This window comes from Caballeronia sp. RCC_10 (assembly GCF_041360715.1).
In the GTDB taxonomy this organism is placed as follows: domain Bacteria; phylum Pseudomonadota; class Gammaproteobacteria; order Burkholderiales; family Burkholderiaceae; genus Caballeronia; species Caballeronia grimmiae.
On sequence record NZ_JBFUPT010000045.1, the window covers coordinates 1 to 19,835 of the forward strand.

The 19,835-nt window shown below is 62.5% G+C and carries 22 protein-coding genes and 2 pseudogenes; 8 read left to right on the forward strand and 16 right to left on the reverse strand.

The window, feature by feature from the left end:
* Positions 1-219 (reverse strand): transposase (locus AB6804_RS29450; protein ID WP_370889456.1); only part of this gene is annotated, 219 nt, incomplete at its 3' end.
* 105 nt (positions 220-324) lie between these two features.
* On the opposite strand from AB6804_RS29450, the gene AB6804_RS29455 reads away from it, so the two are divergent.
* Together AB6804_RS29455 and AB6804_RS29460 are read left to right on the forward strand one after the other, a co-directional pair.
* Complete coding sequence (locus AB6804_RS29455; protein ID WP_370889457.1) at positions 325-921, forward strand: cytochrome b; 597 nt, start codon at positions 325-327, stop codon at positions 919-921.
* 393 nt (positions 922-1,314) lie between these two features.
* Complete coding sequence (locus AB6804_RS29460; RefSeq protein ID WP_370889458.1) at positions 1,315-1,767, forward strand: universal stress protein; 453 nt, start codon at positions 1,315-1,317, stop codon at positions 1,765-1,767.
* A 163-nt stretch (positions 1,768-1,930) separates the two neighbouring features.
* Here AB6804_RS29460 and AB6804_RS29465 read toward each other — a convergent pair whose 3' ends face one another.
* Both AB6804_RS29465 and AB6804_RS29470 read right to left on the reverse strand, forming a co-directional pair.
* Positions 1,931-2,758 (reverse strand): universal stress protein, encoded by an 828-nt coding sequence (locus AB6804_RS29465; RefSeq protein ID WP_370889459.1) that lies wholly within the window; start codon positions 2,756-2,758, stop codon positions 1,931-1,933.
* Positions 2,759-2,773: 15 nt separating this feature from the next.
* The gene (locus AB6804_RS29470; protein WP_370889475.1) at positions 2,774-3,613 is read right to left on the reverse strand and encodes a universal stress protein; all 840 of its coding nucleotides are present in this window, start codon (positions 3,611-3,613) and stop codon (positions 2,774-2,776) included.
* A gap of 240 nt (positions 3,614-3,853) precedes the next feature.
* On the opposite strand from AB6804_RS29470, the gene AB6804_RS29475 reads away from it, so the two are divergent.
* Complete coding sequence (locus AB6804_RS29475) at positions 3,854-4,894, forward strand: zinc-dependent alcohol dehydrogenase family protein (protein WP_370889460.1); 1,041 nt, start codon at positions 3,854-3,856, stop codon at positions 4,892-4,894.
* 87 nt (positions 4,895-4,981) lie between these two features.
* Positions 4,982-5,488: a flavodoxin family protein gene (locus tag AB6804_RS29480; protein ID WP_370889461.1), complete on the forward strand. Its 507-nt coding sequence runs from the start codon at positions 4,982-4,984 to the stop codon at positions 5,486-5,488.
* An 88-nt stretch (positions 5,489-5,576) separates the two neighbouring features.
* On the opposite strand, the pseudogene AB6804_RS29485 reads toward AB6804_RS29480, so the two are convergent.
* Positions 5,577-7,015, reverse strand: a pseudogene (locus AB6804_RS29485) (bifunctional enoyl-CoA hydratase/phosphate acetyltransferase).
* A gap of 222 nt (positions 7,016-7,237) precedes the next feature.
* Between AB6804_RS29485 and AB6804_RS29490 the strand changes: the two are divergent.
* Both AB6804_RS29490 and AB6804_RS29495 read left to right on the forward strand, forming a co-directional pair.
* Positions 7,238-8,065: a potassium channel family protein gene (locus tag AB6804_RS29490; RefSeq protein ID WP_370889462.1), complete on the forward strand. Its 828-nt coding sequence runs from the start codon at positions 7,238-7,240 to the stop codon at positions 8,063-8,065.
* Between the two features lie 711 nt (positions 8,066-8,776).
* Positions 8,777-9,085: a hypothetical protein gene (locus tag AB6804_RS29495; RefSeq protein WP_370889463.1), complete on the forward strand. Its 309-nt coding sequence runs from the start codon at positions 8,777-8,779 to the stop codon at positions 9,083-9,085.
* A 26-nt stretch (positions 9,086-9,111) separates the two neighbouring features.
* On the opposite strand, the gene AB6804_RS29500 is transcribed toward AB6804_RS29495, so the two are convergent.
* The 7 genes from AB6804_RS29500 to AB6804_RS29530 form a co-directional block, all read right to left on the reverse strand.
* Positions 9,112-9,561 (reverse strand): DUF3564 family protein, encoded by a 450-nt coding sequence (locus AB6804_RS29500; protein ID WP_370889464.1) that lies wholly within the window; start codon positions 9,559-9,561, stop codon positions 9,112-9,114.
* An 18-nt stretch (positions 9,562-9,579) separates the two neighbouring features.
* Positions 9,580-9,894: a c-type cytochrome gene (locus AB6804_RS29505; RefSeq protein ID WP_370889476.1), complete on the reverse strand. Its 315-nt coding sequence runs from the start codon at positions 9,892-9,894 to the stop codon at positions 9,580-9,582.
* 366 nt (positions 9,895-10,260) lie between these two features.
* Positions 10,261-10,995, reverse strand: a complete 735-nt coding sequence (fnr, locus tag AB6804_RS29510; protein ID WP_370889477.1) for a fumarate/nitrate reduction transcriptional regulator Fnr — start codon at positions 10,993-10,995, stop codon at positions 10,261-10,263.
* A 241-nt stretch (positions 10,996-11,236) separates the two neighbouring features.
* Complete coding sequence (locus tag AB6804_RS29515) at positions 11,237-11,890, reverse strand: response regulator (protein ID WP_370889465.1); 654 nt, start codon at positions 11,888-11,890, stop codon at positions 11,237-11,239.
* On the reverse strand, positions 11,887-12,969 hold the full coding sequence (locus AB6804_RS29520) for a PAS domain S-box protein (protein WP_370889466.1): 1,083 nt from the start codon (positions 12,967-12,969) through the stop codon (positions 11,887-11,889). Before AB6804_RS29520 ends, AB6804_RS29515 begins: the two co-directional genes overlap by 4 nt.
* Before the next feature lie 446 nt (positions 12,970-13,415).
* Positions 13,416-13,913 carry a universal stress protein gene (locus AB6804_RS29525; protein WP_370889467.1) on the reverse strand — a complete coding sequence of 166 codons (498 nt, stop codon included), beginning with the start codon at positions 13,911-13,913 and terminating at the stop codon, positions 13,416-13,418.
* 23 nt (positions 13,914-13,936) lie between these two features.
* Positions 13,937-14,776 (reverse strand): universal stress protein, encoded by an 840-nt coding sequence (locus AB6804_RS29530; protein WP_370889468.1) that lies wholly within the window; start codon positions 14,774-14,776, stop codon positions 13,937-13,939.
* Positions 14,777-15,089: 313 nt separating this feature from the next.
* On the opposite strand from AB6804_RS29530, the gene AB6804_RS29535 reads away from it, so the two are divergent.
* On the forward strand, positions 15,090-15,386 hold the full coding sequence (locus tag AB6804_RS29535; RefSeq protein ID WP_370889469.1) for a UDP-glucose 4-epimerase: 297 nt from the start codon (positions 15,090-15,092) through the stop codon (positions 15,384-15,386).
* Positions 15,387-15,792: 406 nt separating this feature from the next.
* Here AB6804_RS29535 and AB6804_RS29540 read toward each other — a convergent pair whose 3' ends face one another.
* The 5 genes and pseudogenes from AB6804_RS29540 to AB6804_RS29560 form a co-directional block, all read right to left on the reverse strand.
* Positions 15,793-16,638 (reverse strand): universal stress protein, encoded by an 846-nt coding sequence (locus tag AB6804_RS29540; RefSeq protein ID WP_370889470.1) that lies wholly within the window; start codon positions 16,636-16,638, stop codon positions 15,793-15,795.
* Positions 16,639-16,670: 32 nt separating this feature from the next.
* Positions 16,671-17,018 carry a cytochrome C gene (locus AB6804_RS29545; RefSeq protein ID WP_370889471.1) on the reverse strand — a complete coding sequence of 116 codons (348 nt, stop codon included), beginning with the start codon at positions 17,016-17,018 and terminating at the stop codon, positions 16,671-16,673.
* The gene (locus AB6804_RS29550) at positions 17,015-17,644 is read right to left on the reverse strand and encodes a hemerythrin domain-containing protein (protein ID WP_370889472.1); all 630 of its coding nucleotides are present in this window, start codon (positions 17,642-17,644) and stop codon (positions 17,015-17,017) included. The genes AB6804_RS29545 and AB6804_RS29550 overlap by 4 nt, the downstream gene beginning before the upstream one ends.
* A 3-nt stretch (positions 17,645-17,647) precedes the next feature.
* Positions 17,648-18,298 (reverse strand): SagB/ThcOx family dehydrogenase, encoded by a 651-nt coding sequence (locus tag AB6804_RS29555; protein WP_370889473.1) that lies wholly within the window; start codon positions 18,296-18,298, stop codon positions 17,648-17,650.
* Positions 18,299-18,776: 478 nt separating this feature from the next.
* A pseudogene (locus tag AB6804_RS29560) lies at positions 18,777-19,331 on the reverse strand (zinc-binding dehydrogenase); the annotation flags it as partial.
* A 112-nt stretch (positions 19,332-19,443) separates the two neighbouring features.
* On the opposite strand from AB6804_RS29560, the gene AB6804_RS29565 reads away from it, so the two are divergent.
* A partial coding sequence (locus tag AB6804_RS29565; RefSeq protein ID WP_370889474.1) for a transposase occupies positions 19,444-19,835 on the forward strand: 392 nt, incomplete at its 3' end.

Here is a 19,835-nt window from a genome sequence, read left to right on the forward strand (position 1 = left end):
GTGCAACCGACGCCAGCAGGTCGCGCCAGAGCCGAAGCCTAGCCGCGTCGGTAGATGGTTCCAACGGATACCTGTGTCCAGAACGAGCAGGATGCCATTCAATGCTGCACGGTCCGAGACCGGTAGGCGCCCGGGGTAACGCTTGCGTCGCGGTCTCGGCGCTGGAAGTAGTGGTTCGATCAGTGCCCACAGTTCGTCATCGATGATAGGTGCCGGCATTCCTTGATCCGTTGTTCAGGCATCCAAGGTTAACCGTTTCGAAGAAAAGTAAACAGCCCTTCCGAGCTCTTTTTGAACTGGCCTTTTAGCGTAGGACACTGAACGATGATTAAAGATAGACCCCCCACTACCGCCGATGTCGCAACGCGGATCGCAGCCGGCGACGACAGGACGTCGTACGACAGCCTTTCCATCGCGCTACACTGGCTAACCGTCGTGCTGGTGCTGGCTCAATTCGCGTTATCTCAGGTATGGGGCTTTACGCCCCGTCCGACACGGCATCTTCTGATCGTGACGCACATGTCCTTCGGCATCTTGTTGGCGGCTGTTATCGCCGTGCGTATTCTTTGGCGGCTGTCTCCCGGGCGCCAGACGCCCGTCAGCGCGGCTGGATGGAGGATAGAGCTCGCTGCGAAGGCGGTTCACTACCTGCTCTACGCGTTGTTGGTCTCCGAAGCGGTGCTCGGGTTCGTGCTGCGCTGGTCAGGAAACGAGTCGATGAGCTTCTTCGGGCTGGAGATCGCCCCGCCGTTTGCGCCTCTGAGCAAGGCGGCGCATCACAATATCGGAGAGGCTCACGAGTTCATAGGCTGGGCCATCATCGCGCTGGCTGTGGCTCACGCGGGTGCTGCCATCTTCCATCACCTGGTGGTACGCGACACCGTCCTTGTTCGCATGCTGCCGAGGCTGAAGCGCCGGTGACTTCAACCGAGCCATGTCGCTCGCTCAGGTCCGGTCTCCGATCACGAGCCCGGGGTGATTCGCCCGAAAGGTATTCGCTCATATACTCTGCTGCACAATGCGCTGGATTACCTCCGCCCGGATGGCATGATCGAGCCGTGGATGCTGAAATGGGCTCTGCAACGTGTTCGGAGGGGGCGATGACGGTGCGGGCGTCCCGCTAGAGGAGCGCGACAGATTGGTAGATCGCGTCTTTCGCGGCGTGAAGCAAAGGCGGGCGGCACGGACTTTGGTTGGTCGATGATTTCTTCCGGGGCATACGGGTTCCGGCTTGAACGTTGATCGAGGTCAACCGGGCGACTGGGTGACGATGAGACAGTTCACCAAGCTAAACACAAAGTCCGGGGGCCGACGATGTACGGACGCATTCTCATCGCTGTCGACGGCAGCGACACCTCAACGCATGCGCTTCGCGAGGGCCTTGCACTGGCACGGCAGTCGGGTTCCCAGGCGTGTGTGGCGCATGTGCTGGATGCTGTGGCGCCAAGTGGTTTGGGCTTGGTCTATGTACCAGCAGAGTTGCTCGGCGCCTATCGGGAGAAAGCACGATGTGTCCTTGACGAGGCACGTGCACAGGCGGCGGAAGCGGGTGTGCATTGTGAGACGGAGCTGTTGGAACTCACGGGCATCAGTGAGGATGTCGCGCAGCGACTGCAACGTTGCGCGCAAGACTTGGGTGCGGAACTGATCGTGACGGGCACCCACGGCCGGCGCGGGCTGGCGCGCGCAATGCTCGGCAGCGTCGCGAAAAAGCTCGTCCGCCTGTCGACCTGTCCGGTTCTTCTTGTCCCGCATAATGCCGCCTGAAGACCAAGATAAGTTGGGCGCCAGTGGTCGGTATCAAATGCTCGCATGAAGAACCGGATCGCTTCGGAGTGGCGACCTTAGAACCCTGCTTCAAATGAGCCAATGCCATTGCATTGAGACGCGCGAGGCCAAACCGCGCATCGTCGTGTTTGCAAATTCGAATTCAATGAGAGAGCAGCACCGGCATCGTGCTTCCTTCGAGAAGGGTGCGCGTCACACCGCCGAGCACCCGTTCCAGACCGCGCCAATGGGCGTAGGCACCCGCCACCAGCATGTCTGCGTGCACACTGTTCGCCCGGTCCAGCAGCGTCATCCCGGTGTTGGCACCCCGCAGACGCGGCACGGAGACAAAGCTTGAGCGTACGCGTTGCCGGTCGAGATAGGCGAATATGTCGATGCCAGCTGGTGCTTGCTCATCCTTGTGCCGTTCTACGGTTACGGTCTCGACGAAGCGGGCGCGTTGCAGGAGCGGCAAAGCATCAGCCACAGCGCGTGCGGCTTCGCGGCTGTCGTCCCATGCAATGACGATGTTCTCGCCTGCGCCGCGGATATCCGTCGAGCGTGGCACCACCAGCACCGGCCGCCCTGCATTCATGACCGCGTCCTCAACGAAGCCGCGCGCGACGAAAGCGGCCGGATCTCCAGGATCGTCCTGTCCGAGGACAAGTACGTCGGAATGGCGTCCATGAAGCGTGGCCGCAGCCGTAGCGGAGCCGGCCGGAGCACGCCATTCGGCGTTCACGCCCGCCTGTTCCGCCGCCTGTTCGAACCTTTCGTGCACCGCTTCGAGCGCCACGCGCTGTTCCCGTTCGTACGCGCTTCGCTTCTCACGTTCTGCAGGACCGAACAAATGATGCGCCAGGTCCTGGCATACGAGATATAGACCAATGACATGAGCATCGAAGCGACGCGCGAGATCGAAGGAGAACTGTACGCGGCTCTCGCACGCACGGGTGTTATCCAGGTGGACGAGGATGGTTTTCCAGTTCATGAGTGCGCCTCTTGCTCAGTGAGACATGATCACAGGAAGGGTCATCGACGCGAGGAACGTGCGCGTCGCGCCTCCCAGAACGAGTTCTTTCCAGCGCGGGTGCCCATAGCCGCCCATGACGACGAGATCCGCACCGAGGTCAGCTGCTCGAGAAAGCAATAAGTCGCCCGCCGATTCGTGATTGTCCGCACCGCTCGGCGATACCGCCGCCTTCACACCGTGCCGCGCGATGCATGTCGCGAGGTCGGCACCCGGAATGCGATTGCCTTGCCCTGCGTCGTGGCTTGTGTCGATGCTTACGATGCTCACACGCTCGGCCGTCTTGAGCAGAGGCAGGGCGTCGTGCACGGCGCGCGCGGCTTCGCGGCTGCCGTCCCAGGCGATCATCGGATGCTTGCCGGCCGATGGGAAGAAGCCTGTGTATGGCACGAGCATGACCGGTCGCCCGGACGAGAGGATGAGCGTCTCGGGAAAGTGATCGCCCACGTACGCATCCGGATCGCCAGGATCGTCTTGACTTGCCACGACGAGATCAGCGCAGCGGGCAAAATGGGGCACCGCCTGGATCGCGCTTTGGCGCGCTTCGATCCATTCGCCGCCCACGCCCGCGCGCTTGAGCTCCGCATGAAAGAGGCGCTCTATCGCTCCGCGCTGCTCGCGCCGCATCGCTGCCTGTTCCTCGTAGTACCCGGCCGCCCCTGCCATCACGGTGAAGGAACGTACATCCGGTTCATAAAGGGCAAAGAGCCCGACCACGTGCGCATCGAAACGTCTGGCCAGTTGCAGCGCGGTTTCCAGCCGTGGGTGAGCGCGCACACTGGTATCGAGGTGGACGAGAACAGTTTTGTAAGTCATCGCGCGACTCCTTGAGTCGAGACTGGCGGAAGGTTGATACACGGCATCAGAGACACGTGACCGATCTTTACTGTCTCCCAGTCTAAAGACGCCGGACGCATATCGATTGATTCAGGTCAACGCGGGTTCGCTTCCCGTCCGACGCCGAGATCGCTTGATTCAGGTCAATTACCGCATCGGGTTCGGGCATACAGTGAACGCGTTCATAGAACGTCTCACAGGCCGCCATGGAGCCAAAAATTGAAAGCACTCGTCTATTACGGGCCGGGACAGAAGTCGCTCGATGAACGGCCGGTTCCCAGCCTGACCACGGCGACGGACGCCATCGTGCGCGTGACGCGCACAACCATTTGCGGCACCGACCTGCACATTCTCAAGGGCGACGTGCCAAGTTGTGAACCCGGCCGCGTGTTGGGCCACGAAGGCGTCGGCGTGGTAGAGCAGGTTGGCGCAGCCGTGGCGGCGTTCAAGCCGGGCGATCGCGTGCTGATTTCTTGCATCTCCTCCTGCGGCAAGTGCGAGGCCTGCCGGCGTGGCATGTATTCGCATTGCGCGACCGGCGGCTGGATACTCGGCAACAGAATTGACGGAACTCAGGCTGAATTCGTGCGCATTCCTTATGCGGACACGAGTCTTTATCCGGTCCCGCCCGGGGTCGATGAAGAAGCGCTCGTGATGTTGTCGGACATTCTTCCGACGGGCTTCGAATGCGGCGTGCTGAACGGCCGCGTGCAGCCCGGCGGCACAGTCGCGATCGTCGGGGCGGGGCCCATCGGTCTCGCGGCGCTGCTCACCGCGCAGTTCTACGCGCCGGCGCAGATCATCATGATCGATAGAGACCCGCATCGTCTTGAAGTGGCCCGCACGTTCGGCGCGAGCGCATGCATCGATATCGCGCGGACCGTGCCGGCCGCGGAGGTCTTGCGACTGACCGAGGGCGCGGGCGTCGATTGCGCGGTGGAAGCGGTCGGCGTGCCGGCGACGTTCGAACCGTGCGAATCGATCATCGCAGCGGGCGGCACCATCGCAAATGTGGGTGTGCATGGCGTGAAGGCCGATTTGCACCTGGAAACTCTCTGGGACCGCAATATCACGATCACCACCCGACTCGTCGACACCGTGAGCACGCCCATGCTGCTCAAGACCGTGCGTGCGGGGCGGCTCGATCCGAACCGGCTGATCACACACCGGTTCACGCTCGAAAAGGCGCTCGAGGCTTACGAGACCTTCGGCAATGCTGCCGACACCGGCGCTCTCAAGGTAATCATCGAAGTGTCATGAAACGATGCGCGAGGCGAGGTCAGCGGTCGGGTCCGACGCGTTACTGAGCTCATGTTCGAGACGTAACCGGCGAAGAGGAGTGTAGACATGTCGAAAGTGCTGGTGCTGTGCTGTTCGCGCAGCGGCAGGACACGCGCCGTAGGCGCGGCGCTCGTTCAGCGATTCAATGCCGATTTCGAGATTATCGGGGAAGCGGCCGATCGTTCTGGCTTGATGGGGTTTCTGCGCTCGGTGGTCGATGCGGTGTTCTCGCGTTGTGTTCCAATCGCTCCGCCGCATTACGATGCCGCGCGCTACGACCTCGTGATTATCGGCACGCCGGTGTGGGCGGGCACCATGAGCGCCCCGGTTCGCGCATGGCTTACGGCCAACCGGCGCAAGCTGCCGCTCGTGGCGTTCTTCTGCACTCAGCATGGACGAGGCGACGCTGGCGCGTTCAGGGATATGGCAGCGCTCGCGGGCAAGCAGCCGGTCGCAAGCTGCACCGTCCGAAGCGATCCGGAAGCGGGCGACGAACGCCGTAATGTCGACTTCTTTGCGCGGCGCATCGAACGCAGACTGGACCGTGCGGCCAACCTGGAATGGGCAGCCTGACCAACGGATGAATGGATAACGATCGCTGAACGAAATCGGCGCCACCCGCTTTTATTTGGGTGAGCGGAGTAGCGGAGCGGGATGCGCATCAGGCGTTGAATTCGTCGCCGTGTCGTGAGGCGGCACGCCCCGTGTTTGCCGAATCCGACGTCCGCTCGGCGACGAGTTTTGCCAGGGCCACCGAAGCGACCCGCACGCGCAGGCTATCCGCGCGGCTCGTGAGAATGATCGGAATGCGTGCGCCAAGCACCAGTCCGGCCGCATCGGCGGCGCCGAAGTACATCATCTGTTTGGCCAGGATGTTGCCCGCTTCAAGATCGGGCGCGAGGAGGATGTCAGCCTCGCCCGCCACCGATGAAACAATGCCCTTCGTCGAGGCCGCGGCGGCACTGATTGCGTTGTCGAATGGGAGGGGACCGTCGACCGTCGCGCCTGAGATCTGTCCGCGCACGGCCATCGCTGTGAGCGAAGCCGCATCGATTGTGGCGGGCATCTTCGAATTCACGGTCTCGACGGCGGCCAGCACCGCCACACGCGGGCATTCGACGCCCAGCAGATGAAGCAGATCCACTGCGTTCTGACAGATGTCTCGCTTGTGCTCCAGCGTCGGCGCGATATTTACGACCGCATCCGTCACGAGGACAGGCTTGGAATACGTGGGTATATCCATCGCATAACGTGACTGACGCGCCGCTCTGTTCTGAGGCCGGAGCCGCGGGCGACGACGGCGTACAGCAATTCATCGGTGTACTGACTGCCCTTCATAAGCGCGGCGACTTTGCCGGTGATGCCCAGTTCGACCGCTCGGGCTGCGGCGGCGTGACTGTGCTCGGCGGCTTCGATCGCCACGCCGGATAGGTCGATATGCGCCGCGACTGCGGCGGCGCGTATCTTGTGAATCGGGCCGATCAGCAGCGGATCGATAAGGCCTTCATCGCGTGCCTCCAGCGCCGCGGCTAGCGATTCCGGCGAGCAAGGGTGAACGACGGCCGTGCGCATCGGCGAACGCGTCTGCGCTTCATGGACGAAACTGGCGTAGCGGTCATGCGGACGCACGTAGATATCCGGCTCCGGCGCCACTGGCCATGTCACGGGCGTCGGCGGCGCAATGAGCGTGGCGAGGCCGGACAACACCGTTTGACCATTCTGGTTGATGCAGTGCGTATCGAACGTAACGATGCGGTGCGCGGCGAATCTCGCGCGAACGGTGCCAGTCGCGGTGATGGCGTCGCCCATCCTGACCGGATGACGCAGCTGCTGCGTCTGCGGCAACTGGATGGCTCCCGGTCCCGGCAAACGGGTGCCGGGCACTGACGACACGAGCGCACTGACCCACATGGCGTGCACGACAACGTCGCCGTGTGGTGCGCTTTCGGCAAACGCAGATTCGAGACGACCTGGTGCAACATTGCCGGCTACTGCTGCAAAGAGTCGGATGTTTTCACGGGTGAGGACGCGTGTCAGAGATGCCGATTGTCCTGGCGCGAGTTCGTCGAAGGTGCAATTGCGCATCAGGTTTGCGGTCATGACGATGAAGCGTCACAAGGAAGTTGAAGCCATCGTAGTTTGCTGCGAGGCGTAGTCAGTTGAGGGAGGTCAATGAACCGCTGAACTCGATGCTCCGGTGCCGCCAGTCGTGAATCGGACCTGTCAAAACCGTGACACAGGTCAATGCCGCATCGCCGGGATATGTGACGATGTTGACGGTTCGGGCGCTTCCAGCGCCGACCACCAACGATGGATTCCCCCATGAGACACTGGCTGCGTACGGTTGGCTCATACGGTGTCGAGCCTCACGACACACCCGCTGCCGTACGCGCATGGCGCCGCCTGCAGTGGCCGCTGTTCGCCGCGCTGCTGCTACTTATTCCTGCCTTCTACCTGGAACTCGTCGGGCTCACGACGGCGCTTCTGATTGCGCGGTGGATGTACCTGCTCGTTGGCCTGACCTGCACCGGCATATTAGGCCACATGCTTTCCAAAAGCCGCCGTCCGTCGCGGTTCATGCGCCGCAATGCGTTGGACGCGGCCCTCGGGCTGGCCGCGCTTGCAAGCGTCGCAGGTGGCCGCGTTCCGTGGTCCGCTGTCGAGTGGGCCTGGAAGCTGTTCTTCATGGCTGCGCTGGCGCTGCGCATCGTGCTCGCCCTGCGCGCGTTCTTCGTGCCTCATCGGCTGCTTGTTCTGCTCGGAATCGGCGCGGCGATTCTCGCACTCGCGGGCGCGGGTTTCTATTGCCTCGAGCCAGGCGTGCACTCGTATGCCGACGGTCTCTGGCTTGCTTTCGAGAGCAGCGCGACGGTCGGCTACGGCGACGTTGCACCCACGACGCCCGCTTCGCGCGTGTTCGCGGTCTTCGTCGTCTTGCTGGGCTACGGCCTGCTTTCGCTGACGTTCGCAAGCATTGCTGCGTTGTTCGTCGGCGAGGAAGAAAAGCAGCTGCGGCGCGATATGCATCGCGACATCAAGCGAGTGGAAAGCGAAGTGAGCGCCATGCGCGAGGAAGTCCAGATGTTGCGCGAAGTACTGATGCGCGACCCGAGCCGTCATCACCAGGAACGACAGGGCGTGCAGCACTGAGCGCAAATGAAGTCGCGGTCCGAGCGAAAACGCTGAGTTGGATCAAACGACGCGCAGCGTTGAGCGGTATGGTTGTTTGATCGCTATGAATGTCGCCGTGGAGTGCGAGATGGGACCGGGATCGCTGTGTGCCGTGCTTTTGCTGCCCGCGCTTTGTGCCTGTTCGGCAGACGCACGGTGGCATCGCTTCAGCGAAACCGAACCCGCTTTGCATCAGGCCCGGCAGTTCGCTTCCGTAGACTGCCAGGAGCCAGACGAATGCTCGCTCCTCTGGGCACGCACCAGGGAATTCGTGTCACGCTATTCAGCCACGCAAATACGTCATGCCGATGCCAGCGATATTCAGACAGGGCGTCCCCTCGAAGCGGGCGTCGTGTACGTGTGGGCCACGCGAACACCGTCGGCAGAGAGCAGGGGGCGGGCGCGAATCAGTGTCAAGGCGTTATGCCGGGGCATGTACGGAATGGATGGCGGGCCCGGCTGGTTGTACGCGCAATGCGCAAGCGAGATTCAAAAGGTCGAACTGATGTTCAGGGGCTTCGTGCTCGCACCGCGTCCGGTCCGGTTGACGATTCCGCATAAGGCGGTCCCCAAGATTCGAAGCAACCATGTTGTAGCCGGTCACGCGAAGATTGATTTGGGCCACGATGCGAAGACGAGCTTGCAGGTTCGAATGCACGCGGTCAGGGAAGAGGAACGAGGAGAGCGGTCATGGGGCTCGGTTTGCAGATTGCCTGTCAAGGATTCGCCGGCTTTGACGATGTCGAGCGCGTGGCCGGTGTGGAATTGCTGCGACTCGAGCGGCAAGCCACTGATGTCGTCAACAGTCACCTGACCATCGAGGCTTATTCTGATGCATCTGGAGCGCCGCTCTATGATGCGCGCCTCGACCTGATCACGAGGACTTTTGATCTGATTCCGGTTGAGCGGGGCACCGCCGCCGACCTGGGTGCCGCCATCCATCGTGCATTTGATAACGTTTTGCGCCTGCTCAAGCTCAGGCAGGTGTCGTCGGCATGAGGATTTATGCCCGGCGTCTCGCGTAATCAAGTGAGAAGCGGGCCGGAGTTGCGCGGGTGGCTTGCCGGTTCAGGAGGGGCATCCGGCTCGTCCGAGAAGATCTCATGCTCGGCGACGATGACCTCGCAATCGACACACTGAATATGCCAGTGTCCGGAATCGCATGGGCGGGTCGCGGCATTCTCATCGACGATCAGGCGATCTGCGCGGCCACCGTGCGTCTCTTGCAGTGGGAGACTCAGGCGCGAGGCCGCCGACGCGTTGAGCTCGAGACCGCAAAGCAAGAGCAAGGGGGCGTGCGTGTCGCGATCCGTCAGAAGCGTGCCATTCACCGCAGTTTGCCACGTTCCCCACGACGGAATCTCGATGCGGTCATGACTCTCGCGAGACCAGCGACCGCTGTCGACGTCCAGCCATAACACGGCGTAGGCGGTGGCGGCGCGTTCGAAAGCATCGAGCTTGATGGTGATGCGCATGACGGCTCCTTTGCACGACTAGTGACGCAACACCCATTCGACGAGCGTGTGCGCATCCTCGGGCGAGAGCGCGCCGCCGCGTTCAGCGGGCATCGGCATGGCCATGTCGCCCCAGTGGGCGCGACCGCCTGCGCGCAGCTTGTGCTCCAGCATGGTTGGCGCCTGCGGGTCGTTGCGATACCGGTCGGCGATCTGTTGAAACGACGGCGCCAGAAACGGCGCATCGTTCGTATGGCAGAACATGCAGTGCTGCTGATCGACGAGCGCACCGGGATCAGATTGCGCCAGTGCGCGTGTCGAGCAAAGCATGAGGACCGCGAGAAGCACAGCCATCGAGGGACGACGGACGCCATCGTGGGCCACGTCCGGCCCGGTGCGCGAGAGGAAAATCTGGCAAGTACGCATGGCGGCTAACGAAGAATGCAAGTTGTCATGATGCGAGGGGCGACGCGAATGGCCGTTGATCTGAATCAACGCGCGGCAACGGTCGGACGCGAGACCTAAGCAGGCGCTTTCGCGCGGACCGGGCGCAGCGCTCAGGTAACACTCGCCCCCGGCGAGACATGCGGGGAATCCCGCTACGCGTGCAGACGCAGGTCATGCGCTCGCCGGTGCGAACTGGGCGCCTGCCGACTTGCGCGACGGACGCGTGCGCGGTGCAGCAGTGTTTCGTGCAGGCGGCTGGTGCTTCATCGAGCCTCACACATTTTCGAGGCCTGCCTGATCGAGAATCTGCACTTCCTTGCCGCGCGCATCGAGCACACCCGCCTTCTGCAGCTTCGAGAACATGCGGCTCACGGTTTCGAGCTTGAGACCGAGGTAGCTGCCGATCTCTTCGCGCGTCATGCGCAACACGAACTGCGCGGGCGAATAACCGCGCGCCTTCATGCGCGTCGAGATATTGAGCAGGAAAGCCGCCACCCGCTGCTCTGCGGACATCGTGCCCAGCAGCATCATGAGATTCGATTCACGCACGATCTCGCTGCTCATCAAACGATGCACGTGATGCTGAATCGCTCTCACTTCCCGGCAGAGTAATTCGAGCAGATCGAACGGAATGATGCAGACAACGCTATCTTCGAGCGCAATCGCATCGCAACTGTGACTGTCACTGCTCACGCCGTCGAGTCCGAGCGCATCGCCCGCGAGATGGAAGCCCGTGACCTGTTCAATACCGTCACGATGCATCACGACGGTCTTGAAACAGCCGCTTCGCACGGCATACACGCTGTGGAAAGCGTCGCCGCTTCGGTAGAGCGTCTCGCCGCGGCGCACGACACGCGTCGAGCAGATGAGCGCATCGAGGCGTTGGTATTCGTCCGGCGAGAGGCCGCTCGGCATGCATACCCGCTGCATCGTACAGGTCGAGCAACGTGCGCCCGTGCGCCTTGCGGTCCGGGAGATGTCCGCTACCTGAAACGCACGGCGCGGCATGGGCGCTTCGTCCCGGCGGGTGATGGGTGCGGCTTCGCTTGCGGTGAACATGCCCTGCCTCCTGTCGAACGTCAGGTTCCCGCGTATGAGTCGAATGCCGGAAGACGAAAGATTCGATGCGCGGCGGACCAATCCATGCGTCGAAGTATTGACCGCGCCATCTCAAAAATGAATCGGCGGAGGCGGAAACTTCGGTAGGAGTTTTGGCGGGCATGTAGGGAAATCCTGACGGGCGATACGTTCAGACGTCGTCGTTCTCGTCGTCGAAAAGCCGGTGCCGGACGGCGTAGCGCACGAGCGCCGCTTCATGCGGCATTTGCATCTTTTCGAGGATGCGGGCTTTGTACGTGCTGATCGTCTTCGCGCTTACGCAGAGCGCTTCCCCGATCTGGTTGATGGACTCTCCAGCGTACAGTCGCCGAAAGACTTCGAACTCCCGATCCGACAGGCGCTGGTGCGGCAGTGTGTCGGCGGGCTCCGAGAGGCTTTGCGCGAAGCGCTCTGCCATGGCGAGGCTTACATAAGCGCCGCCAGCCGCGACCTTGGTGACGGCTGAGACGAGTTCTGCGCTGGCGCTTTCCTTCGTAAGGTAGCCCGACGCGCCCGCCTTGAATGCGCGCGCGGCATATTGCTGCTCGGCGTGCATGGTTAGCACGAGGATACGAAGCGCGGGCTTCTCGTCCTTGATCTGCTTGAGCAGTTCGAGGCCGCTGCGACCCGGCATCGAGAGATCGAGGACGAGCACATGCGCTGGCGTGGAGCGAACGAGGGCGAGCGTGCTGACGCCATCGAACGCTTCCCCGGCCACTTCGAACCCGCTCGCGCCGGCAAGGATATGGCGCAGTCCGTCGCGTACAAGCGCGTGGTCGTCCGCGATCAGCACTTTCGTCGTCATGGTTGCGGTTCCTTGTCTTGCACGGCTTCGCGCGGCAAGACCGCGGTAAGGACGAAGCCGTTATCGGGTATCGAGTCGACGAAGACGCGACCGCCAAGCGCGTTCGCGCGTTCCCGCACATCCAGCAGGCCGAAGGAACGCCCGTTCGAATCAAGCGGGCAAGGCGCGCCGACGCCATCGTCGGCCACCCGAAGCACGCAATCGGCGCCGTCGGCGACAAGTGACAGTTCGACGCGACTTGCATGAGCGTGGCGTGCGATGTTTGCGAACGCCTCCTCGATGATACGAAAAACCGCCGTCGCTGCGTCGGCGTTGAACACGAGATCGCCCGTATCGAGCGCGTGATTCACAGGGATGCGGTGAAGGTGCTCGAAATCGTCGATGAGCCAGTCGATGGCGGCATGCAGTCCGAGATCATCGAGCATGACGGGCCGCTGATGCGCGGCGATTCGCCTGAGCGACGCGATATTGCGGTCGATGAGGCCGAGCATGCGCTGCAACTGCGGGCCGATGTCTGCATTACGGGCCGCGTGCGTGGCAAGCTGTGCTTCCAGCGCGGCTATGTCCATCTTGAGCGCGGTAAGTGTCTGACCCAGGTCATCGTGCAATTCGCGGGCGATGCGCGTCTTTTCGGCCTCCCGTATCCGCTGAAGATTCGCAGATAGCGCTCGCAGTTCCTCGCGCGATTGCCGGAGCTGCGCTTCCGCCTTCACCCGGTCTGTGATATCGCGCAGGACGACGGTAAGCAGCTTGCCTTCCCCGTCTTCCGTCTGGGAGATAGAAGCTTCGATGGGGAACTCTTCGCCATTTGCGCGTAAGCCTGACAACACGCGCTGCGCGCCCATTCGTCGGTCCGATTCGCGCGTGTCGCTGAATTGCCGGACCTGACGTTCGTGCGCCGCCCGATAGCGCTCGGGGATGAACCGCGACAGCGAGGTGCCGATTGCGTCGCTGGCCGCGCAGCGGAAAACGTGCTCGGCCATCGGGTTGAACATGACGATGTGTTGCGTCGCATCGATGGTAATGATCGCTTCCGTCGTCGAGCGGATGATGCCGTCCAGCCGGGCGTGGGTCAGCACGGCGTTGCCGGAGGAAACCGGTGCAGGTTGCTGCAAGAGAAGAAAGGCGACGGCCGTCAGCGACAGCGCGGATATGACAGCATTCGCCCAAAGCCATGCCTGTGCGCCTGTCGTGGTCCCGGCGGCGCAAGGGGCGAACGAACTCCGGATAGCCAGCCACCATGCACAGAACACGACGGCGGCGGCTAGAGCGGCGCCCGCAAACGCGCGGCACGATCTCCGGTTTCGGCGAGCAGAGTCATGCGCCAGCGCATCCGTGCGGCCTTCATTATTTCTCATATGGGCCACCTCACGATCGTCAGCCGTCCCTGCAAGCGCGTCGCCGCCGCGTACGGGAAAGCCAGTGCCAGCCATCATCATCTCGCGTCAGGTCACGCAAGCAAACGTCCTCGCTGCGACCGCTTTCGACGTTAGTCGAAGCGCATTCTCCGGCAACGCGTCCTCCATCAGCCGGCAAGCTGCTCGTCTTGCTCCGGCTGGCTTGCCTGCTCTTCGGCCTCCCGCCCCGGCACGAGCATGACCGGGCAGCGCGCCAGCCGCATGAACCGCTCGGCGACGCTGCCCAGCATGAGGCGCTGCCAGCCGCGCCGGCCGTGCGTTCCCATGACGACGAGATCGGCGCCGAAATCCTCTGCGCAACGCAGAATGCACTGGGCGATATCGTCGCCGTTCAGATTGACCTCTGCGACGCGCGGCGTGCCCTTGACGCCTTCCTGCGCCATGCGCGCGGCCGCATCCGTCGTGAGTCGCCGGCCCTCCTCGAGCAGCGCATCGCGCATGTCGGGGTAAAAGGTCGCGGCTGCATCGTACGCGACAGGCTGAAGATCGACGATGAAAAGCGGCTGTACAACGGCGTCGTTCGCACGTGCAACCCTGAGCGCTTCCTCGAGCGCGTGGGATGAGGTGATGCTGCCGTCGATCGGCGTTAGAATGCGTTGATACATGGCGGCTCCTTCAGGAAGTCTGTTCAATGCGACATGAGCACTGGGACGGTCATCGAGCGCAACAGCGTGCGGGTGGCTCCGCCCAGCAACACTTCCTGCCAATGCGCATGGCCGTAGCCGCCCATTACCAGGAGGTTTGCCCCAGTCCGCTCCGCCTCCGACAGCAGGACGTTTCCGGCCGGGACATCGGCGCGCGCTTCGATGTCGCGCACCGTCACACGTAGGTCGTGTCGGGCGAGCGTCGAGGCGATGTCGGCGCCGGATGCACGGGAGCCGTGGACCCGGCCGGTTTTCGCATTCACCGAAACGATCGTGACTTGCCTCGCTCGCTGCAGGAACGGCAGTGCGTCGTACAGTGCACGCGACGCCTCCCGACTGGCGTCCCAGCCGATCAGCACGTTGTCTCCCAGGTTCGCGAAGACGCCGGCATACGGCAGAAGCAGCACCGGGCGGCCCGAACTCATCACGAGGGTTTCGGCGAAGTGATCTGCGACGTACGCTTCCGGGTCGTTCGGATCGGGCTGGCCGGCGATGACGAGGTCCGCGCAGCGCGCACGTCGCGCGACGGCTTGCGCCGGCTGATCGCGGTCTTCGAACCAGTCACCGGATAGTTCGCTGCGCGCCAGTCCTGCGTGATAGAGATGTTCGAGCGAATGGCGATGATCTTCGCGTCGAGGCTCGTGCTCTTCGAACCAGACGGTGCTTCCGGCGACAAGATGAAATGCCCGAGCTTCGGGCACGAAGACCGCATACACCGCGTTCAGATGCGCCCGGAATGGTCTGGCGACTGAAAGCGCGACATCGAGCCGGTATTCAGCGCGTTCACTCGCATCGAGATGCACGACGATGCTCCTGTAACTCATCGCGGACTCCTGAAGAAGCATGAGAAAGCGACGCATCATGGCATGGAGGCGAGTCTACGGATCGCCGTGAAAAAGCGTTTGACTCAGATCAAACGTTCACGCGCCGGTTGCAACGGACGTTTCCTTGACCTGGCTCAACGCGGCGCGTGCGTTCGTGCCTAGAGTCGACGTTGCCGGCTGTATCGCAAGACTGCATCGTCTGAACGACCGTGCGCTTCACTCGGGCACCCGCGGACACACCGCGAAAGCCAGGCGCCAGCGGCGAAGCCGGGGCACGCCGCGCACGGATGCTCGTTTTCACAGGAGGATTGAGATGTCGCTCAAGGGACAGGTAAGTAATGCGGACTGGAGTGTCACATGCGACACCGAGCAGACGCCGGAAGGCATCAGGTGCACAGTCGGCGTCGAGCATAGGAACGTCGAAGGCGGGCGATTCGTGCATCGATTCACGCATTCGCGCACCTTCGACACCGAGCGTGAAGCGGTGCTGGCGGGGTTGTGCGAAGGCATGACCTGGATCAACCTCAAGGTCGGCAAGACGATCAGCGTTGCATCAACTTCGCTCACGTCGTCGAGCGGATTGCGCGCACAGGCTGACCAGGCGCGATAACAGCGCACGCCAGTAACACCGCTGCCCGAACGAGTGGGGATCGACGTCCGTGCGAATCGTTTCAGTGATGCGCCGCTCATCGCCCGTCAGCGGATCGGCGTGGAGCCGTTGCATGAACAGGACCGAGGTATCGGCGTCCGAGACGTCGTCGCAGGCGCGCGATCGCGCCTCGACGTTAGGTCAGTGCAAGTGTCCTCAAGGAACTGCTCCAGGTCCGGCAGATCGGGGAGGCCGGCATGAAGGCGCTCTTCACGGCCGATCCCGGGTACTTCCTGTTCGTTGCGGCGCGCAAGCTGGCCGAACAAGGGCCAAGCGACGCGCCCATTCAATTGACGCTTGCCGATTTGCTTCCCTGACGTTGCTTAAAGTGCGCCTACCGCGGCCGATCCTTCGGCCGCATCTCGACTTAGTTCGACATTAACACGGGCAGATCCGCATCGCGCAGCATGGCGCGTGTCAGACCGCCAAGAAACGTTTCGCGCAGACGGCTGTGATGGAACGCGCCCATGACTAGCACTCGCGGGCGTTCGGCTTGCAGGTAGGACAGCAGCGCAGACGGAACGCACCCCTCGCCGGATACGCGCAGTGCGACGACATTCGCGCTGACGGCGTGCCGCATCAGGCTTCGGGCGAGGTCCGGCGCGAGTGCGGCGCCCTCCTCGGTGGGGGCTCCGTCAGGCTCCGGGTGAATCGAGACGATATCTACCTGCACGGCGTGACGCAGCAGGGGCAGAGCATCGAAGACGGCTCGCGCGGCTTCGCGGCTGCCGTCCCACGCGATGACCGCGGCTCCATCGAGCGGACACGACGCATGGCCGCGAGGCCATACCAGGACGTGTCCACCGGCAGCCATGATGGTACGTTCGGGATAGCGGTCGGCGAACGAGGCGTCGGCTTTCGCTTCGTCATGCTGTCCGACGATGGTCAGGTCGGCGCATCGCGCGTGCTCATAGAGCAAGTAGCCGGTGTTCATCTCATTCGCGAGCCAGTCATGCGCGACCCGCGAGCCGGCCAGTCTCCGAAGGAACTGATGCTCGACGCACGCCCGCCTCTCGCGGCACAACTCCTGTAACGTCATTCCATAGCGATGCTCACCTCTCGCCTGATAGTAAAACCGGGGATCGAGCGTTAAATCCGAATACAGGCCGCGCAGGTGCGCATCGAAACGCTCGGCCAGTCCGACGGCGGCGTCCAGCCGCTGGGTGGCGTGCGCGCCAGTATCGAGGGCCACGGCAATGGTCTTGTAGGTCATCGAAGCCTCGTGTCGATTGCATCATACGCATCTCACTGGCTCAGCACCCACTTGACGAGCGCATGAGCATCGGACGCAGAAAGTGGTCCACCGCCACGTTCGGCGGCGGATGGCATTGCAACGTCGCCCCAGTGCGCTTCGCCACCCTTTCGCAGTTTCTCTTCGAGCATGCCCGGGGCGCCGGGTACGTCCCGGTAACGGGCGGCGATCTGCTCGAATGAGGGCGCGCGGTGCGGCGTGTCCACGGTATGGCAGAACATGCATCGATGCTGGTCGAGCAACCAGGATGGTTCCGTCGTTTGCACGGCGACGCAATCACACCAGTTGCTGACGGACAAGAGCGCCGCACAGGTCCGGACAGCGAAACGCGCTGTGTTCATGACGCCTGCGGTGTCTCGCCGATCGTCGGCACCGTGCTCGAAATCAGGCGGTAGAGACTGTCGAGACTCTCGCCTTCGAACGTCGCCTCGCCAAATGGGTCGGAGCGCCGGTCGAAGGCCGCGTCGATCAGAGCCCAGTCGTCCTCCGAAAGCAGTTGCGCGGTGGCGGGAAGAATCAGCGTCTCCTCGACGCGCCGGTGATTCGCGCAGAACGCCACGTATTGTTCCAGCAGCGTGCGCAGGCCGAACAGCACCGATTCACCTTTGAGTTCGAACCGGGTGAGCGCGTGCTCGAGATTGCGAAGCCGCAAATCGCCTTCGATGTGCTGACATTGCAGTTCTTCCAGCACGTCGTCGTAGTCATCGGTACGTCGTCTCAGCGCGGGGAACAGAAATTGGTCTTCCATTGGATGATGAAACTGCTCTGGATATTCGCGGATGTAATACAGCATCGCGCGCAGCACGATCGGATCGGGGGAGGGTCCTCCGTCCGCAAGTCTGCGAACAAAGTAGAGCATCGCGGCCGTCACGGCGGCGAGCCGCCTGTGATCGAACCGGATGATGCGCAATGCTGTGCGTTCTGCGGTTTCATTGATGGACGTGCCCGAACAGTGCGAATCGCTCATGATTCACTGGTTCCGTGCGAAATGGCCGACAGTCTGCGCGAGCAGAACGCAGGAGCCTACCGGCAACTTAAGATTGACGGCGAGCTCCGTGCGATTCATCCAGCCGCGCACCGCGACGGCAAGCCCGGCCGATGCGCAGAAGAGATAGACGTTCTGAATCGCGCCCGCGCTCGCATACGCGAAGTTTTCACGCTGGCGAGGAGGCACGTCCTGCATGCGATCGAGATCGGACACATAGACAAGGTCGACCGGCGCATGTGCGAGAAAGTCCTGATAGCCCGTCGTCGCGCGCAAGTCGAGCGCCGCTACGAGCACGAGCTGGTGCGCGGTCGGCTCGTATCGATACGAGCCCGTGGCCAGCAGCACATAGATGTCGACTTCATATCTGCCGAGAGCCGATGGCGCCGTGCGGCCGCCGTCCGCGGCGCGATTAATGCCGTCGGCGGCCCATAGCAAGTTGCCGAGCAGGTCGGTGTCGATCGTATCGGACGAAAAGCTGCGCGTGGTTTGCCGCGCGGCGAGCGCATCCATAAGAGGCATGCTGCCGTAGCGCCGCAGCGCGGGGAACCCGATGACGGCGGGCGGCTCGGCTTCCACGGCACGCAGCCTCGGCGCGTTCAACACCGCGCCGATTCGAAACAATGGCTTGATCATGTCTGTCTGTCCGCGTTCGCTCGCGCGCCGGATAGGCTGGTAACGAACCGATTCTTCCATCGTGCGAAGGAAGACGATTGATCTGGATCAGTCGTCGCTGATTGTGCGAGCGCGTAACTGATTGACCTGTGCGCACACCGCGTTTTACGCCCGGCTGTTGGCTCATGACGGCGACTGTCGCGCCGGGTGAAAGCGAACGCAGGACGGACGTGCACGCTCGATGTGGTGACGTGTCGCCCCGGCATCACCGTGCTAGCCGCTTTCAAGCTGAGGCGAGGGGGCTATGTGGTAGGTGTCGCGTTTATCGAAACAACTGCGGGCCGTATAACGCCGATGGTATCGACATCGATCGGTACATCGCCGGTACACGTTAAAAATGGCGGGCAGCGGCGGGGCGTCGAATCACACGTCGATGAGCGCGCCGCGCACCGCCGACGCGATCGGAGCCGCGATGTCGGATATGCGCGGCTCCCCGTGTTCAGTCCAGCGTCAGCACAACGCGGCCATCGACCTGGCCGCTTTTAAGGTTGGCGATGACAGAATTGATGTTCTCGAGCCGCTCGCGATGAATATGCGCGCGCACTTTTCCTTCTGCCGCGAATTCGAGCGCTTCCTGCAGATCGCGCCGCGTCCCGACGATAGAACCGCGCACCGTGATGCCGTTGAGCACCGTCGAAAAGATGGGCAGCGGAAAGTCACCGGGCGGCAAGCCGTTGAGGGAGACCGTGCCGCCCCGCCGCACCATGCCGAGGGCCTGCGCGAACGCGCTGCGCGACACGGCGGTAACGAGCACGCCGTGCACTCCGCCGATCTCCTTTTGAATGACGGCGGCGGGATCGTCAACGGAGGCGTCGATGGCGAGCTTCGCGCCGAGATCGCGCGCGAGCGCGAGCTTGCCCGGGTCGATGTCCACTGCGACGACGTGGAGACCCATCGCGATGGCATATTGCACGGCCACGTGCCCGATGCCACCGATGCCCGATATGGCAAGCCATTGACCCGGCCGCGTGTCAGTCACGCGAATGCCTTTAAAGGCCAGTTCAAAAAGAGCTCGGAAGGGCTGTTTAGGAAGCTCTGCGTAATCCCTTCGTGTAACATCGCTTAGGAATGCTACCATAGTGGCTACGACCCCTGGAGGCATCACGATGACGCAACTTCATCTCGGCTTGGACCTGTCAACCAAGCGCACGCGCAAGCGGGAGTTCTTAGACGAGATGAGACGAGTGGTGCCGTGGTCGAGGCTGATTGGGTTAATCGAGCCGTATTATCCAAAGGGGAAGACCGGCCGTCCGCCATTTCCAGTTGCGACGATGTTGCACATTCACTTCTTACAGCAGTGGTTCGGTCTGTCGGATCCAGCGATGGAAGAAGCCCTCTATGATGTGCCGCTGTATCGCGAGTTCGCGGGTCTCGACGGTGGGATGACCCGTCTTCCGGACGAAACGACCATCCTGCGGTTTAGGCACCTGCTTGAGGCCCATGGGATCGCTGCGCAGATCCTGGCGGTGGTCAATGAGTTATTGAGCGACAAGGGATT

Excerpts from the sequence above, each read along its gene's own strand:
- AB6804_RS29455 (WP_370889457.1), top strand. The coding sequence starts at position 325 with ATGATTAAAGATAGACCCCCCACTACCGCCGATGTCGCAACGCGGATC.
- AB6804_RS29460 (WP_370889458.1), top strand. The coding sequence starts at position 1,315 with ATGTACGGACGCATTCTCATCGCTGTCGACGGCAGCGACACCTCAACG.
- AB6804_RS29465 (WP_370889459.1), bottom strand. The coding sequence starts at position 2,758 with ATGAACTGGAAAACCATCCTCGTCCACCTGGATAACACCCGTGCGTGC.
- AB6804_RS29470 (WP_370889475.1), bottom strand. The coding sequence starts at position 3,613 with ATGACTTACAAAACTGTTCTCGTCCACCTCGATACCAGTGTGCGCGCT.
- AB6804_RS29480 (WP_370889461.1), top strand. The coding sequence starts at position 4,982 with ATGTCGAAAGTGCTGGTGCTGTGCTGTTCGCGCAGCGGCAGGACACGC.
- AB6804_RS29490 (WP_370889462.1), top strand. The coding sequence starts at position 7,238 with ATGAGACACTGGCTGCGTACGGTTGGCTCATACGGTGTCGAGCCTCAC.
- AB6804_RS29495 (WP_370889463.1), top strand. The coding sequence starts at position 8,777 with ATGGGGCTCGGTTTGCAGATTGCCTGTCAAGGATTCGCCGGCTTTGAC.
- AB6804_RS29500 (WP_370889464.1), bottom strand. The coding sequence starts at position 9,561 with ATGCGCATCACCATCAAGCTCGATGCTTTCGAACGCGCCGCCACCGCC.
- AB6804_RS29505 (WP_370889476.1), bottom strand. The coding sequence starts at position 9,894 with ATGGCTGTGCTTCTCGCGGTCCTCATGCTTTGCTCGACACGCGCACTG.
- fnr (WP_370889477.1), bottom strand. The coding sequence starts at position 10,995 with ATGCCGCGCCGTGCGTTTCAGGTAGCGGACATCTCCCGGACCGCAAGG.
- AB6804_RS29515 (WP_370889465.1), bottom strand. The coding sequence starts at position 11,890 with ATGACGACGAAAGTGCTGATCGCGGACGACCACGCGCTTGTACGCGAC.
- AB6804_RS29525 (WP_370889467.1), bottom strand. The coding sequence starts at position 13,913 with ATGTATCAACGCATTCTAACGCCGATCGACGGCAGCATCACCTCATCC.
- AB6804_RS29530 (WP_370889468.1), bottom strand. The coding sequence starts at position 14,776 with ATGAGTTACAGGAGCATCGTCGTGCATCTCGATGCGAGTGAACGCGCT.
- AB6804_RS29535 (WP_370889469.1), top strand. The coding sequence starts at position 15,090 with ATGTCGCTCAAGGGACAGGTAAGTAATGCGGACTGGAGTGTCACATGC.
- AB6804_RS29540 (WP_370889470.1), bottom strand. The coding sequence starts at position 16,638 with ATGACCTACAAGACCATTGCCGTGGCCCTCGATACTGGCGCGCACGCC.
- AB6804_RS29545 (WP_370889471.1), bottom strand. The coding sequence starts at position 17,018 with ATGAACACAGCGCGTTTCGCTGTCCGGACCTGTGCGGCGCTCTTGTCC.
- AB6804_RS29550 (WP_370889472.1), bottom strand. The coding sequence starts at position 17,644 with ATGAGCGATTCGCACTGTTCGGGCACGTCCATCAATGAAACCGCAGAA.
- AB6804_RS29555 (WP_370889473.1), bottom strand. The coding sequence starts at position 18,298 with ATGATCAAGCCATTGTTTCGAATCGGCGCGGTGTTGAACGCGCCGAGG.